The organism is Aeromonas sp. 6P, from assembly GCF_051919525.1.
GTDB classification, from domain to species: domain Bacteria; phylum Pseudomonadota; class Gammaproteobacteria; order Enterobacterales; family Aeromonadaceae; genus Aeromonas; species Aeromonas veronii.
This window is the reverse complement of sequence record NZ_JBQBEO010000002.1, coordinates 1,972,575-1,986,393: the sequence shown is the minus strand read 5'-3', so window position 1 is coordinate 1,986,393 and position 13,819 is coordinate 1,972,575. Positions and strand designations below refer to the sequence as shown.

Genomic DNA, 13,819 nt, shown 5'->3' with positions numbered 1-13,819 from the left:
GGAAACTGGATGGTTTAGCCATCCAGATGTTTACACATCCAAAATGACAAGATAAGGTGACGCTGGCTATTGAATCCTCTTCAAGTGGCTCTCAAATAATCCTCAACTGACCGCCAATCAGGTTCACCGCGAGGATACAGAGGCCGATTTTTACAGGTGCAAGAGGTGCCGGAGTCAAGAAGCGCAGCAGGCCACCGCCGACCGTAACCTCAGCGCCATACGCAATCTCACAAGGAGCCATCTTATGGCAGTGCCAAGCAATGCAGGGATAGAGATCAAACACTTGAAAACATTGACCGCGCTGGCCGAGCAGGGCTCGCTGGCCGGTGCGGCGCTAACCCTCAACCTTACCCAGTCCGCCCTCTCCCACCAGCTCAAAGAGCTGGAGACCCGCCTCAATCTGGAGCTCTACCTGCGCAAAAGCCGTCCGCTGGTGCTGACCGCAGCCGGCAGCCAGCTGCTCGCCCTCGCCCGTCAGGTACTGCCCGCCCTGGCCCAGACCGAGAAGAAATTGCAGGCCTTGCAGAGCGGCGATGCGGGCAGGCTGCATCTGGCGCTCGATTGCCACAGTTGCATCCAGTGGCTACTGCCGCTGTTGCCCGATTTTCGCCGCCAGTGGCCTGGGGTGGATCTGGAGGTGGAGTCAGTGCCGGGCTTTGATGCCATCAATGCCCTGCTCGGCGGCCAGCTCGACCTGCTGCTCACCTCCGATGTGCAGGCCCGCGGCGATCTCCACTTCGAGCCGCTGTTTGCCTTCGATCTGACTCTGGTGATGGCGCCGGATCATCCCCTCTGCCACCAGAGTCGCATCGAGCCGGGCGATCTGGGGCCGGAGGTGCTGCTGGTCTATCCGGTAGAGCGCAGCCGCATGGATATCTTCAGCCGCTTTTTGCAACCCGCCGGGGTGGAGCCCGCCCGCTGCAAGCCGGTGGACAACACCTCGGTGATGCTGCAGATGGCCGCCGCCGGCCTCGGGGTTGCCGCCCTGCCGCGCTGGGCCAGCGAGGAGTTTGTCAGACAGGGGATGCTCTGCGCCCGCCCCCTCGGCAGCGGTATTCGTCGCCATATGTACGGCGCGGTGCGGGCCGCCGATCGGGATCAAGCCTGCCTGCAGAGTCTGTTCGAGCGCATTCGCCGCAAGATGGAGGGATAGCCCTCCTCAGCGTGGCTGACCGACCTCTGCCAGCAGTGCAGGCAACTGCGCCTTGATAAAGTCGATGAGGGCCCTGACCGCTGGTGACAGACCGCGCCGCGCGGGATAGAGCATCACCAGCCTGCCATCTTTGGGACGCCACTCGGGCAGCAGTTGTTGCAGCCGCCCATCCGCCAGCTCACTCACGCAGGCGTAAAGTGGCAAGCCCACCATCCCGAGCCCCGCCGGCGCCGCCTGTTTGAGGGTTTGCACATTGTCGCTGCGCAGCAGCACATTGACTGCCACCTCCTCACTCTCCCCACTGTCGTGCCGCAGCCGCAGCAGATCTGCCTGACGATCCAGCGAGCTGAAAAGCAGGGCATCCTCTCCTTCCAGCTGGCGTGGATGCGCCAGCGCATTGTGGCGCGAGAGCCACGCCGGGGTCGCCAACACGCCCCACTGCACAGTACAGAGCGGCACCTGCACCAGGCTGGAGGGGTGCTGCTCGAAGGCCACCCCGCGGATCACCACATCCAGCCCCTCCTCCAGCAGATCCACCTGCCGGTTGCTGGCTTGCACGGCGAGCCTCACCTTGGGGTATTGCGCCATAAAAGCGGGCAGCAAGCGGGCAAGCAGCGCATCGGCAATGGTAATGGGCACGCTGATCCGCACCTGACCGCTCGGCTCCTGCTGCCTTTGCCGCACTGCCGCCTCTCCGGCCTGCGCCTCGGCCAGCATCGCCTGACAGTGGCGATAGAGCACCTCACCAGCATCGGTCAGGCTGAGCTGGCGCGAGGTACGTTGCAGCAGACGGGTATCCAGCCGCTCCTCCAGCAGCCGGATCCGGCGCGAGATCCGCGACTTGGGCACGCCAAGCGCCCGCGCGGCGGCAGTGAATCCCTGTCGCTGCACCACATGGGTGAAGAGATAGAGATCATTCAAATCAAGTTCCAGTGGTGTCATCGGGCAGCCTTGGTCAGGGTGAGGTGCATTCACATCGTTCCACTGGCGGAACGATAAGAACCTATTTCACCAGATTGTCGCTATTTTTGCAGCCATCATAATGGCCCTGTCCCCATCAGACGGTTGCTGCACCGGCAATCCGCCCCACCAGCAAGGGCCGTTTGACTGTTCCGATATCACAAGGAGTTCACCATGAAACTGCGACAAATCTGCTCTGCCACCCTGCTCGGTCTGGCGACCCTGACCGCCACGCTGACCACCACAGCGACACCGGCCATGGCCGCCGAGGCTGCCAGCCATCCGACTGTATCACCCAACCGCTATCTGGAGATGCTCTCCCGAGACAATGCGGTACTGCTGCTGGTCGACCATCAGGTCGGCTTGCTGAGCGGCGTGCGCGACACCACGGTGGGCGAGCTCAAGCACAACGTGGTGGCGTTGGCCAACGCCGCCCGCGCCCTCGGCGTGCCGGTGATCGTGACCGCGACCATGCCCGATGGCATGTGGGGCCCCACCATGCCTGAACTGACCAGTGCCCTGCCGAATTTGAAGGTGATCAACCGCACCGTCATCAACGCCTGGGACGATCCTGCCGTGCGCGCCGCCATTGAGAAGACCGGCCGCAAACAGCTGATCATCGCCGGGGTATCCCTCGAGATCTGCGCCAGCTTCCCGGCCCTCTCTGCCAAGGCTGCCGGCTATGATGCCCGGGTGGTGCTCGATGCTTCCGGTACCTTCAACGAAGCCAAGCGCACCACGGGTCTGCAACGCTTGCTGGGGGCCGGTATCCCAGTCACCGACTACGCCTCTGCCGCGGTCGAGATGCTGCGCAGCAACGTCGACCCCAAGGCGCACGATGTCTACAGCGCCCTCGACATGCCTTTCGCCACCCTGGTGTGGCAGATGCAAGAGGGTGCCAAGAAGTCGTAACTCGCCTCGCCTTCGGTCAGATGACCGAAGGCTTCTTTTGTCTTCAAGAGGTTATATCGATGACCAGACGCCTGACTCTCTCCGCCCCCGTCAAGGGCCAACCGCTGCGCATTGGCAGCGGCTTTACAGCCAGCCATTTTGGCGAACACTTTTTCAACGGTCTGATAGACCCCGTGGTAATGGTGGATCACTTCCAGATGACCGCCCCCACCTTCGAGCCCCATCCCCACGCCGGGATCTCTGCCGTCACCTATCTGTTCGAGGATTCGACGAGCCCCCACGTCAACTACGACTCCCTCGGCAATCAGGGCCCCATCGAACCGGGCGCGATCCACTGGCTGGCGGCCGGGCGCGGGGCCGTGCATACCGAGCAGCCGGAGGGGGAATCGCCCTATGTCCACGCCCTGCAGATCTTCGTCAACCTGCCTGCCCGTCAAAAGATGATGTCGCCTTTTGCCGTCCACGCAGCCGCTGCCACCATCCCCGAGTTTCATGGCGAAGGGGCGCGAGTACGGGTGGTCGCAGGCCACAGCAACGGGATAACGGCGCCACACTCGGCAGCGCTGCCCCAACCCTTTACCCTGCTCGATGGCCATTGCGCGCCCGGCAGCCACTTCACCCATCTGCTGGCGGCAGGCTGGAATGCCATGATCTATCCCCTGACCGGATCGCTGACCCTGCAGGCGGAGGGAGAGCGGCACCTCATCCCGGCAGGTCACGGGATGGGTGTCAGCCTCTCTGCCGAGGGCGGCGAGGCGGTGGCTCTGCAGCTTGAGGCCACCGAGCCCTGCCACTTCGTGCTGCTCTCAGGCCAGGCGCTCAATGAACCCCTGGTCAAACATGGCCCCTTCGTCATGAACAGCCACGACGCCATTGCAGATCGGCTGCATGCCTATCAGCGCGGCGAATTTGGTCAGCTCAACGATGAGTGGCTGCGCAACGGCCAATATCGGCCATGAGCACGCTCGCTGGCCACCAGCCACAAAGCACGCGCTGGCCTCTGGTCTTCCTCGCCATTTTTGCCGGTGCCAGCGGCGCCCTCTGCCTTGGCAAAGTGCCCGCCGTACTCGGCATACTGCGCAACGAGCTGGGGCTGACACTGGTCGAAGCCAGCTATCTCGCCTCGGCCTTCAATACGCTGGCGATCCTCTTCAGCCTCTTTCTCGGCCTGCTGCTGACTCGCTGGAGTGGGCGGCAAACCGGGGTTGTGGGGCTTTTGGTTATCGCCACAGGCGGGGCGTTGGCACTGCCCGCCACCGGGCTGGCCATGATGCTGCTGTCGCGCATTGTCGAGGGGATTGGCTTTTTGCTGGTCTCGGTGGCCATGCCCGCCTTTATCGTGGCGGTGACCCGGGAGGAGGATAAACGGCTGGCCATAAGCCTGTGGGCGGTCAACCTGCCCCTCGGGGCGGCGGCGGGTATGCTGCTCACTCCCTGGCTCACGGCGCAAGGTGGCTGGCGACTGGCCTGGCTGATCCTGATGATCCCGCAACTCTCTGCCCTGCTGCTTCTGCTCGCCAGTCGCTCGGCAGATAAACTGCGGGTCTGGGCACCCCAAAACTCGATCAACTCGGGCCACCCGCTGCGCCAGCTCACGGTGCTCCGGCAGAAGGCACTCTGGCGCTACGGGTTGGCGTTCACGCTCTACAGCCTGATGCTCTGGGCGCTCTTTGTCTGGCTGCCAACCATGTTGCAAGGCAGCCCCGGGATTGGCCAAAGCCAGATCGCCCTGCTTTCGGCGCTGGCGGTGGTCGCCAATATTCCCGGCAACCTGATGGGGGCATGGCTGCTGCGCCGGGGCGTAGCGCGAGACCGGCTGATCAGCTGGGCACTGGGTCTGATGGCGCTGTGCGGCATGCTCGCCTTCTGGCCCGGCCTGTCGCCGTGGTGGGCCTATGGATTGTGCCTCGTCCTCTCCCTTTCGGGTGGCATGGCGCCGCCAGCGATCCTCTCGTCTGCGCAGGGAGTGAGTCAGGGGCCGGTGCAACTGGCCATCGTGCAGGGCTTTTTTGTCCAGCTCGCCAACCTCGGTCAGCTGCTGGGGCCCTTGCTGCTGGCGGCCCTGATGACGGACAGCGGCCATTGGGGAAGCGCTCGCTGGCTCTTTCTGGGCGGCTTGCTGCTGACAATCGGGCTCTATCTGTGGCGCCGCCCGCTCGTTGGCGGGCAAGAGCCCAGCTGACAGCTAGGCCAAGCCGTATTGATATATGTCAGGAGGTGCCAGCAAAGTAGCTGCGCAGCGCCTCCACCACCCGCCGCACCTTCTCCGGGATCTCCCGCTGCGGCGTGATGGCGTGGATCTCCATCGGTGCCACCCGAAAACCGGGCAGCAGTTCGAGCAGACGCCCCTGCGCCAGATCCTCGCCAATTTCTCCCTCCGGTTGCAGCGAGATCCCCTGCCCCGCCAGCGCAAACTGGCGCAAGGGCAACACGTTATTGCAGAGCACCTTGGCCTTGAACCTCACCCTGTGTTCGCCCCCCTTTTCATCCTGCAGCAGCAAACCGTTGCCCAGCATGTCGCCACAGAGCCAGTCGTGGGTGGCCAGATCGGCGGGCATGCGCGGCGTCCCCTTGCGCGCCAGATAGGCGGGGGCGGCGCAGAGCAGCATCCGGGTTTGCCCCAGTTTGCGGGCCACCAGAGTCGAGTCGGGCAAGGTGCCGACCCGCAATGCCACGTCGATCCGCTCGGCAATCAGATCCCGTTTCTCGTCGTCGGCGATGATCTGGATGGTGAGGCCGGGGTGGGCCTGCAGCAGCGGCGAGAGGGCCAGTGCCAACGGCTGGCCCGCCATCCCCACCGGGGCGGTGATCCGCACTTCACCGAGCAGGGCGTCGCGCACCTCCGAGAGGCGCAACTCGGTCTCGCTCAGGGTCTGCTGCAACGCCCGGCACCCTTGCCACACCACCTCTCCCGCCTCGGTCAGACTGAGGCGACGGGTGGAGCGATGGAGCAGGGGCAGCCCGAGCAGGCTCTCCAGCTGGCTGATATGCTGACTGACGGCGGAGGGGGTCATGCCAAGGGATTTGGCCGCCCCTGTCATGCTGCCCGCTTCCACCACTGCGGCGAAGATGGCGTAACGTCTGAGCTGTTCCATTATTAAACCCAACTTATAAGTGAATGCATTTTTGAGGTGATTATTAAATCATAAATGGCGGCGTAGGATAGCCCCATTCCAACAGTGAAGGAGAGTTCCCCATGAAGATTGCCCTGATCGGTGCCAGCGGTTTTGTCGGTTCAGCCATCCTGAACGAGGCCATCAGCCGCGGCCATCACGTCACCGCCATCGTCCGCGATGTCAGCAAGGTGGCCGCCCATCCGCAGGTCACCGCCGTGGCGGTGGATGCCCAAAACCCGCAGGCATTGGCCGAAGTGCTCAAGGGGCACGATCGGGTGATCAGCGCCTACAACCCGGGCTGGACCACACCGGATATCTACGACCAGTACCTCAAGGGCGCCAACGCGATCGTCGCAGCAGCCAAAGCGGCCAACAGCTGGCTGCTGGTAGTAGGTGGCGCCGGCAGTCTGGAGGTTGCCCCCGGCGTGCAACTGGTGGATACCCCGGAGTTCCCGGCCGAGTGGAAACAGGGGGCACTGGCGGCCCGCGACGGTCTCACCGCCCTGCGCCGTGAAACCACCCTCGACTGGCGCTTTGTCTCTCCCCCGGTGTTCCTCGAACCGGGCGAGAAGCGCGGCGGCTATCGGATTGGTGGCGATCAGGTGCTGTTCAGCGGCGAACAGCCTGCCGGGATCACCGCCGGAGATCTGGCCGATGGCGTGCTGAACGAGGTGGAAAAACCAGCTCACCAGCGCCAGCGCTTTACTCTGGGTTACTGAGAGCCAGCAGGCGGTTAAGGCCAGAATACGCGGTCACTCGCCTGTGCTTTCGGTCAGGTGAAAAACCGCTCAACCAGAAGGGAGGCATCCGCCTCCCTTCTGTTTTGGCCATTTTCTGTTTTGGTCATTTTTGCCACTGGCAGCTTGCCTCTGGTTATCACTCTCCCCCTCACCATTGCCCCTTTACCCCACAATGGCTGCGCAAAAAACCTTCAGCCCATCAGTTGCCGAATTCCATTTCGAATTTTGTATATAACTAAGAATAATTTGTTGTTTCCGTCTTCTAACACCGAACAGTAGCATCCCCCTTATTCCAGATGGCGCCAGAGATAACGAAAGAGTGAGGAGGTGCACATGGAACATTCACCACTGCCGATCATCAATCTGGCTGCCCTCAACGGGGCGCCCGAGGTGCGTCGCCCTATGCTGGCTAGGCTGGCCGCGACCGCCCGCGATGTGGGCTTTTTCTATCTGGTCGGCCACGGCTTGAGCAAGGTTGAGATGCTAGAGACCCTGGCGCTGGCAGAGCGATTCTTTGCTCTGCCGGAGCAGGAGAAGTTGGCAGTGCAGATGGTCAACAGCCCCCACTTTCGCGGCTACAACCGGGTCGGTGCCGAGCTGACCCGCCAGCGGCCGGATCTGCGAGAGCAGTTCGATATCATGAATGAGGCGCAAGCCCTGCCTGCGGTCTTGATCCGTGAACCCTGGCAGCGGCTGATCGGCCCCAACCAGTGGCCGACCGCCCTGCCCGAGATGAAAGGCCATCTGCTGGCATGGCAGGAGCGGCTGAGCGATATCACCCTCACCCTGCTCGCGGCCTTCGCCGAGGTGCTGGAGCAACCGGCCAACGTGTTTGACGACAGTATTCGCGGCGCCCCCTACCAGCACATGAAGCTGATTCACTACCCGGGGCAAGAGGCGGGTGGCAGCAGTCAGGGGGTCGGCGCCCACAAGGATCCCGGCTACCTGACGCTGGTGATGCAGGACAATCACTCTGGGCTTGAGGTCGAGACGGCCGACGGCTGGATCTCCGCGCCACCCCTGCCGGGAGCGCTGGTGGTCAATATCGGCGAGCTGCTGGAGCTGGCCTCCAACGGCTATCTCAAGGCGACCCTGCATCGGGTGGTGAGCCCGCCGCCCGGCGTCTCGCGCCTCTCCTGCGCCTTCTTTATGGCGGCGCGGCTCGATGCCACCGTGCCACTGCTCAGCCTCTCCCCCAAGCTGGCAGCGCAGGCGCAAGGGCCAGAGAGTGACCCGACCAACCCGCTCTTTAATCAGGTGGGGGAGAACGTGCTGAAAGGGCGGCTGCGCTCCCACCCGGATGTGGCGGCCCGTCACTATGGGCCGTTGGAGCCCGCTCGCCTCCCGCGCACTGAAAGCGAAGCGATACCGGCCTGAGCAGCGCAGAGATCCGCCGGCGGGTATATGCATAAGCCACAAGCAGCATGGATATACCCGCCCTGACAACGAACAACAAGCAACAAGCAACAAGCAACAAAACAAGTCATGGCCAGAGCCTGGCCATCACGGAGCAACACGATGAAATTCAAGACCATGAGCGTACACAGTGGCCAGCGGATCGACCCCCAGACCGGAGCCCTCACCACCCCGCTCTACCAGAGCAGCACCTTCAGCTACTTCAACGCTCAAGCGGGCAAGGAGCGCTTTGCAGGTCAAGCCCCCGGCTTTATCTACAGCCGCTTTGGCAACCCCACCACCGCCGAGCTGGAGCAGAAACTGGCGGCGCTGGAAGGGGCTGACGAAGCGCTGGTGGTGGCGAGCGGCATGGCGGCGGTGAGCGCCATCATGTATGCCCTGGCCGACAGCGGCGATGAGGTGGCCTATATCGGCCCGCTCTACGGCGGCACCGATGCCTTCTTGAAGCAGACCTTCAGCCGCGCCGGTATCAAGGTCACCGCCTACGAGAGTGACCGGGATCTGCTGGCCAACATCCGCCCCGCCACCAAGGTGGTACTGTTCGAAACCCTGACCAACCCCACCCTCAAGGTGGTGGATCCGCGACTGGTGGTGGAAGCGGCCCGCAAGGTGGGCGCCATCACGGTGTGTGACAACACCTTCCTTACCCCCTACCTGCTGCGCCCGCTGGAGCTCGGGGTCGATGTAGTGATGCACAGCGGCACCAAATATCTGGGCGGCCACGGCGACATCATCGCCGGGGTGGTGGCAGGCTCCCACGCCCTGATGAAGTCGATCCGCACCGTGGCCCTCAAGCATATCGGCTCCCCCATCGGCCCGCAGGAGGCCTACCTGCTGCAGCGCGGGGTCAAGACCCTGCCGCTGCGGATGGATGCCCACCTGCACAATGCCCAGAAAGTGGCCGAGTTTCTGGCGGCACATCCGGCGGTGAAGAAGGTGATCTACCCGGGGCTTGCCAATCATCCGGGCCACGATGCTCTCAGCGCCTTCGCCAGCGGCTTTGGCGGCATGGTGAGTATTGAACTTGAAGGCGGGTTTGAGCGCTGCGCCACCCTGCTCGATAACCTGCAACTGTTCGTGCAGGCGGTGAGTCTGGGGGATCTCGAGAGTCTCGCTTGCCATCCGGCCAGTACCACCCACGCCGCCATGGACGAGGGGAGCCGCCTCGCCGCCGGGGTCAACGACGACCTCATCCGCTTCAGCATCGGGGTGGAAGATGCGGACGATCTGATCGCCGATCTGGCTGCCGCGCTGGCGCAGATCTAACCGGGCGCGCTTTTACTCGCCGACAAAACAGCGGCGAGTGAAATGCCTCAAACACAACAACGGCCCATCAAGGGCCGTTGTTGTTTGTCGCGATGTGGAAAATGCGGGATTTACTCCTCCCACACCACCACTTGCGATGAGGGCCAGCGCTCCCCGACATGGGCGTACTTTTGCTCCAGCAGGTGACGCTTGATCTTCATGGTGGGGGTCAGCACGCCGTTCTCGATATTCCAGGGAGTCTTCACCACCAGAATGCCGCGAATTTTGGCATGAGATTCCAGCTGATCGTTGACCCGTACCCGCGCCGCTTCCAGTCTGGCGTTGACCTCCTCCCGATTGCCCTTCATGGCACTCTCGGCCAGTTGCACCAGCGCAATGGGCTGGGGCATACCGTAACCAATCACGCAGAGCTGTTCGATGATGGGCTCCTGCCCCAGCAGTCCCTCGATGGGCACCGGCGCCACATACTTGCCCTTGGCGGTCTTGAACACATCCTTCATCCGGCCGGTGATGGTGAGATAACCCTCCTTGTCCAGCTTGCCCATGTCGCCGGTGTGGAGCCACCCCTCGGCATCGATGGCCTCGGCGCTGTGCTCGGGATCCTTGTAGTAACCCAGCATCATCCCTTCGCAGCGGCAGAGGATCTCCCCCTCGTCGGAGATCTTGATGGTCACTCCGATCCCCGCCTTGCCGACGGTGCCGATCTTGTCGGCGCGGAACGGGTAGTTGATGGTGGAGTAGGCGTGGTTCTCGGTCATACCCCAGGCTTCAGTCACCTTGAGGCCGATGCTCAGATACCACTCAAGCAGCGCAGGGGAGACAGGCGCAGAACCGCAGCCCAACACCCGGGCCTGATCCAGTCCCAACCCCTTTTGCAGCTTGCGTTTGATAAGGCCGGAGATAAGCGGGATCTTGAGCAGCAGTTCGAGTTTCTTCTGGGGCAGCTTCTCGTGGATCTTGATGCGGAACATGGCCCACAGCCGTGGTACCGAGATAAAGACGGTGGGACGGCAGCGTTTGACATCTTCGATAAAGGTATCGAGGGATTCGGGGAAGGCGATGGTTGCGCCGCCATAGAGACTGCCGCCGTAGATGTAGACCCGCTCGGTAATGTGGGCCAGCGGCAGGTAGGAGAAGCCCCGATCGGCCTGGCTCAGGCTCACCGTCTCCACCAGCTTCTCGCACGACCAGGCGTAACGCTCGACGCTCAGCATCGCCCCTTTCGGCTTGCCGGTGCTGCCGGAGGTGTAGACCAGACTCAGCAGGGAGTCAGGGGCCTGCACCGGGCTGTCAGGGATCGGCTCATGCGCCTCCAGCAGATCGTCCCACTGGTGGCTGGCCGGCATGGTGTCATAGGGGAAGGCGATGCGCAGCAGATCGGCGGGTACGCCCGCCTCCTGACTCTTCCAGTCATCCAGCTTGCCGACGAAGATCGCCTTGGCTTCGCTGTGGCGCAGCACATATTCGATGGTGTCGACGTTGGCTGTCGGGTAGATGGGCACGCTCACATACTGCCCCATCTGCATCGCCAGATCGGCGATAAACCACTGGGCGCAATTCTTGGAGAGCAGCGCCACCTTGTCACCCGCCACCAGACCAAGGTGACGCAAGGCCGTCACCATCCGCCGCGCTTCATCGGCCACTTCACCCCAGGTGAAATCGACATATTCGCGGTTGATGGTTTGACGCAGGTAGGTTCGATCAGGACACTGCCGCTCCCAGTGATAGAGCATCTCGAGCGGCAGTTTATTGGCAATACTTGAGGAGGCCATAGTTTAATCCCTGAAACAAAAGGCGAAACTTATTATTAACCTTTCACTAACTTCAGGGGAAGGATAAACTCAAACTTCAGTTTGAATTGTGTATCCGATCAAGCTTCTGCGTCTTGTTGCAAACGACTCCACATCGCCTGCACCAGTTTTTCATCCTCTTCAGAAAGCTCACCTTGCAAGATCGCCTCGTTGAGGCTGCGCAGCACATAGCTCTTGACGTCCCGCACCAGGGTCTTGCCTTCCAGCTCTGCCCGGGCAACGGCCAATGAGATATGACCTCGCAGGTAACCCCCCGCAAACAGCTCATCGTCGGTCGCGGTAGCAACCATGCTGTCGATCAGTCCCAACAACTTGTGCTCAAAATCGTGAATCGTCATGTAACGCAGCCTCATTTGCGGCAAAAAATTCGGGGGTATGGAACCGCAATCCGGTTGATTGCAGCTCTCTGGCGCCAGGCCAGCAGCGTCCTTGGCGTCCTATTCCGGGTTGGCCACCGGGTAGATGACCTGATCCTTGTATCCCGTGGTTATTCGCAGATAACCACGCAACGCCCGGTTTAATTCGGGATCATCGGTGTCCACCAGCAGCGGCCTGCCCGCAAGGGCGGCAAGCTTGGCTTTGGTTGCCAGCACCTGGATATTGTCCAGCCCGACACACCGAATCACCTCAGGACTCAATTGCTGATTTCCGCGCCCGAACAGATGTCCCTGTCCGCCTATCAGGGTAATGATCAGTCGGCAGCGACGGCCGCGGATCCGGGTCAGGATCTCGTCGGCGCTGAGATCCTGCCCGATAAGTCGGCCATTTTCCACCAGATCCACACCGAGCAAAGTATTTTCCAGACCGAGCTCAGCCATACAGGCTGCCACCGTGCTGCCGGAGCCCATCAGATAGAGGGTATCGGGCTCCATCTGCTCCACCACACCGGCGGCGAGATCCGCCAGCACCAGCTCTTCGGACTCCTTGCCCCCCTGCTTGACCGCCTGCACATAACGCAGATCACCGGGCACCTTCAGCTGGCCGTAGTGGCGGGCCCGCACCTTGCCCGCGCGAAACGCCTCCTCGTCGATGTCGCGCACCTCGGCATCGATCAGGCTGAGCAGTTCCCCTGCGATCATCCGCGCCACCACCCGCCCGCTGGCAGCGGGCGTCACCCCGTAGACGCCGGAGTGGATCTTGCACCCCGCGGGAATGCCGAGCACATGGCAGGACTCCCCCACCGCGGCGCAGATATCCCGCGCCGTGCCATCACCACCGGCAAACAGCAGCAGATCGACCCCGGCTTCGCGCATCAACTCGGCGGCGTGGCGGGTATCATCGGCCGAGGTGCTCTCCCCGGCCGGTTGATAGATGACCCGACAGGGCAACCCCAGCTCGCGGGCTACCGTCTCCCCCATCTCTCCCGCCACCGTCAGCAGTTCGAACGGGACATTCAGCTCGCACAGTGGCAACAGAGCTTGCAGCGCCCGCTCCTGCGCTTTGGGCACAGCGCCTCGGGCCAGCGCCTCGGCAACTACACCGTCACTGCCCTTGAGCCCCACTGCACCGCCAATCCCGGCGACCGGATTAATAATGAACCCTAATCGAAACATGCCTGCCTCCCTTGCGATGGCCACCATTTTTATCTTTTCCCCCCTCTGGGACAAGCAGTGGCGCCCCTGCTAGAATGCGCTGCTTCAATTTTCCAACCAATTTTCAACCAAGGTTCAATCATGCTGGAATGGGTTCTTGATCCCTCTGCCTGGGTCGCACTCGCCACCCTTACCCTGCTCGAGATCGTGCTGGGCATCGACAACATCATCTTTATCTCCATCCTGGTCGGTCGCCTGCCGGAGGCGCAGCGTCAAAAAGCGCGCATTCTGGGTCTGGGGCTCGCCATGGGTACCCGGATCCTGCTGCTGCTCTCGCTGGCCTGGGTGATGCGTCTCACCGACCCGCTCTTCACCGTGCTGGGTGAAGCCATCTCCGGCCGCGATCTGATCCTGCTGCTGGGGGGCCTGTTCCTCATCGGCAAGAGTGCCCACGAGATCCACGTCACCCTGGAAGGGGCGGCCGAGCCGGAAAGCGTCAGCAAAGCGGCCTCGGGCTTTATCAGCACCCTGATCCAGATCGCCATCCTCGATATCGTGTTCAGCCTCGACTCGGTGATCACCGCGGTCGGCATGGCCGATCACGTGCCGGTGATGGTGCTGGCCATCATGATTGCCGTCTTCATCATGATGTTTGCCGCCAAATCCATCGGTGATTTCGTCGACAGCCACCCCACCATCAAGATGCTGGCCCTCTCCTTCCTCACCCTGGTGGGTTTCGCCCTGATGGCCGAGGGGATGGATCTGCATATTCCGAAGGGCTACATCTACTTCGCCATGGCCTTCTCGCTGGTGGTGGAGATGATCAACATCCGCCTGCGCAGCCATCACGACAATAACGGGCAAAATAGCGCGCAGTAATCCTGCCCCACATGCCCCCGCGACCCCAGCTGTC

General features: G+C 62.4%; 13 protein-coding genes. 8 read left to right on the top strand and 5 right to left on the bottom strand.

Annotated features, from left to right (window positions below):
- Positions 1–244: 244 nt before the first annotated feature.
- On the top strand, positions 245–1,153 hold the full coding sequence (locus ACTG2J_RS09375; RefSeq protein ID WP_335819340.1) for a LysR substrate-binding domain-containing protein: 909 nt from the start codon (positions 245–247) through the stop codon (positions 1,151–1,153).
- A 6-nt stretch (positions 1,154–1,159) separates the two neighbouring features.
- On the opposite strand, the gene ACTG2J_RS09370 is transcribed toward ACTG2J_RS09375, so the two are convergent.
- Positions 1,160–2,095 carry a LysR substrate-binding domain-containing protein gene (locus ACTG2J_RS09370; RefSeq protein WP_439997420.1) on the bottom strand — a complete coding sequence of 312 codons (936 nt, stop codon included), beginning with the start codon at positions 2,093–2,095 and terminating at the stop codon, positions 1,160–1,162.
- Positions 2,096–2,287: 192 nt separating this feature from the next.
- Between ACTG2J_RS09370 and ACTG2J_RS09365 the strand changes: the two genes are divergently transcribed.
- From ACTG2J_RS09365 to ACTG2J_RS09355, 3 genes are read left to right on the top strand one after another with little or no spacing between them, the layout of a single operon-like run.
- Positions 2,288–3,025: an isochorismatase family protein gene (locus tag ACTG2J_RS09365; protein WP_439997419.1), complete on the top strand. Its 738-nt coding sequence runs from the start codon at positions 2,288–2,290 to the stop codon at positions 3,023–3,025.
- Positions 3,026–3,084: 59 nt separating this feature from the next.
- Positions 3,085–3,984 (top strand): pirin family protein, encoded by a 900-nt coding sequence (locus tag ACTG2J_RS09360; RefSeq protein WP_439997418.1) that lies wholly within the window; start codon positions 3,085–3,087, stop codon positions 3,982–3,984.
- Positions 3,981–5,207, top strand: coding sequence for an MFS transporter (locus ACTG2J_RS09355; RefSeq protein WP_439997417.1), 1,227 nt, complete (start codon positions 3,981–3,983; stop codon positions 5,205–5,207). Before ACTG2J_RS09360 ends, ACTG2J_RS09355 begins: the two co-directional genes overlap by 4 nt.
- Before the next feature lie 28 nt (positions 5,208–5,235).
- On the opposite strand, the gene ACTG2J_RS09350 is transcribed toward ACTG2J_RS09355, so the two are convergent.
- On the bottom strand, positions 5,236–6,120 hold the full coding sequence (locus ACTG2J_RS09350; RefSeq protein WP_113739931.1) for a LysR family transcriptional regulator: 885 nt from the start codon (positions 6,118–6,120) through the stop codon (positions 5,236–5,238).
- 101 nt (positions 6,121–6,221) lie between these two features.
- Here ACTG2J_RS09350 and ACTG2J_RS09345 point away from each other — a divergent pair, with 101 nt between their 5' ends.
- From ACTG2J_RS09345 to ACTG2J_RS09335, 3 genes are all read left to right on the top strand, one after another.
- The gene (locus ACTG2J_RS09345; protein ID WP_021231373.1) at positions 6,222–6,860 is read left to right on the top strand and encodes an NAD(P)-dependent oxidoreductase; all 639 of its coding nucleotides are present in this window, start codon (positions 6,222–6,224) and stop codon (positions 6,858–6,860) included.
- Between the two features lie 354 nt (positions 6,861–7,214).
- The gene (locus ACTG2J_RS09340; RefSeq protein ID WP_069528370.1) at positions 7,215–8,258 is read left to right on the top strand and encodes an isopenicillin N synthase family dioxygenase; all 1,044 of its coding nucleotides are present in this window, start codon (positions 7,215–7,217) and stop codon (positions 8,256–8,258) included.
- A 141-nt stretch (positions 8,259–8,399) separates the two neighbouring features.
- Entirely contained in the window at positions 8,400–9,563 is a 1,164-nt protein-coding gene (locus ACTG2J_RS09335; RefSeq protein ID WP_439988738.1) for a trans-sulfuration enzyme family protein, read from the top strand.
- 110 nt (positions 9,564–9,673) lie between these two features.
- Here the strand turns inward: ACTG2J_RS09335 and ACTG2J_RS09330 are convergent, their stop codons facing one another.
- The 3 genes from ACTG2J_RS09330 to ACTG2J_RS09320 form a co-directional block, all read right to left on the bottom strand.
- A complete protein-coding gene (locus ACTG2J_RS09330) occupies positions 9,674–11,335 on the bottom strand; it encodes an AMP-binding protein (RefSeq protein WP_439988739.1) in 1,662 nt (553 codons plus the stop codon).
- 98 nt (positions 11,336–11,433) lie between these two features.
- Positions 11,434–11,712, bottom strand: coding sequence for a YfcL family protein (locus tag ACTG2J_RS09325; RefSeq protein WP_005333639.1), 279 nt, complete (start codon positions 11,710–11,712; stop codon positions 11,434–11,436).
- A gap of 99 nt (positions 11,713–11,811) precedes the next feature.
- Positions 11,812–12,927 carry an ATP-NAD kinase family protein gene (locus ACTG2J_RS09320; protein ID WP_257687624.1) on the bottom strand — a complete coding sequence of 372 codons (1,116 nt, stop codon included), beginning with the start codon at positions 12,925–12,927 and terminating at the stop codon, positions 11,812–11,814.
- Positions 12,928–13,047: 120 nt separating this feature from the next.
- Between ACTG2J_RS09320 and ACTG2J_RS09315 the strand changes: the two genes are divergently transcribed.
- Positions 13,048–13,785 carry a TerC family protein gene (locus ACTG2J_RS09315; protein ID WP_005333641.1) on the top strand — a complete coding sequence of 246 codons (738 nt, stop codon included), beginning with the start codon at positions 13,048–13,050 and terminating at the stop codon, positions 13,783–13,785.
- The last annotated feature ends 34 nt before the right edge of the window (positions 13,786–13,819 follow it).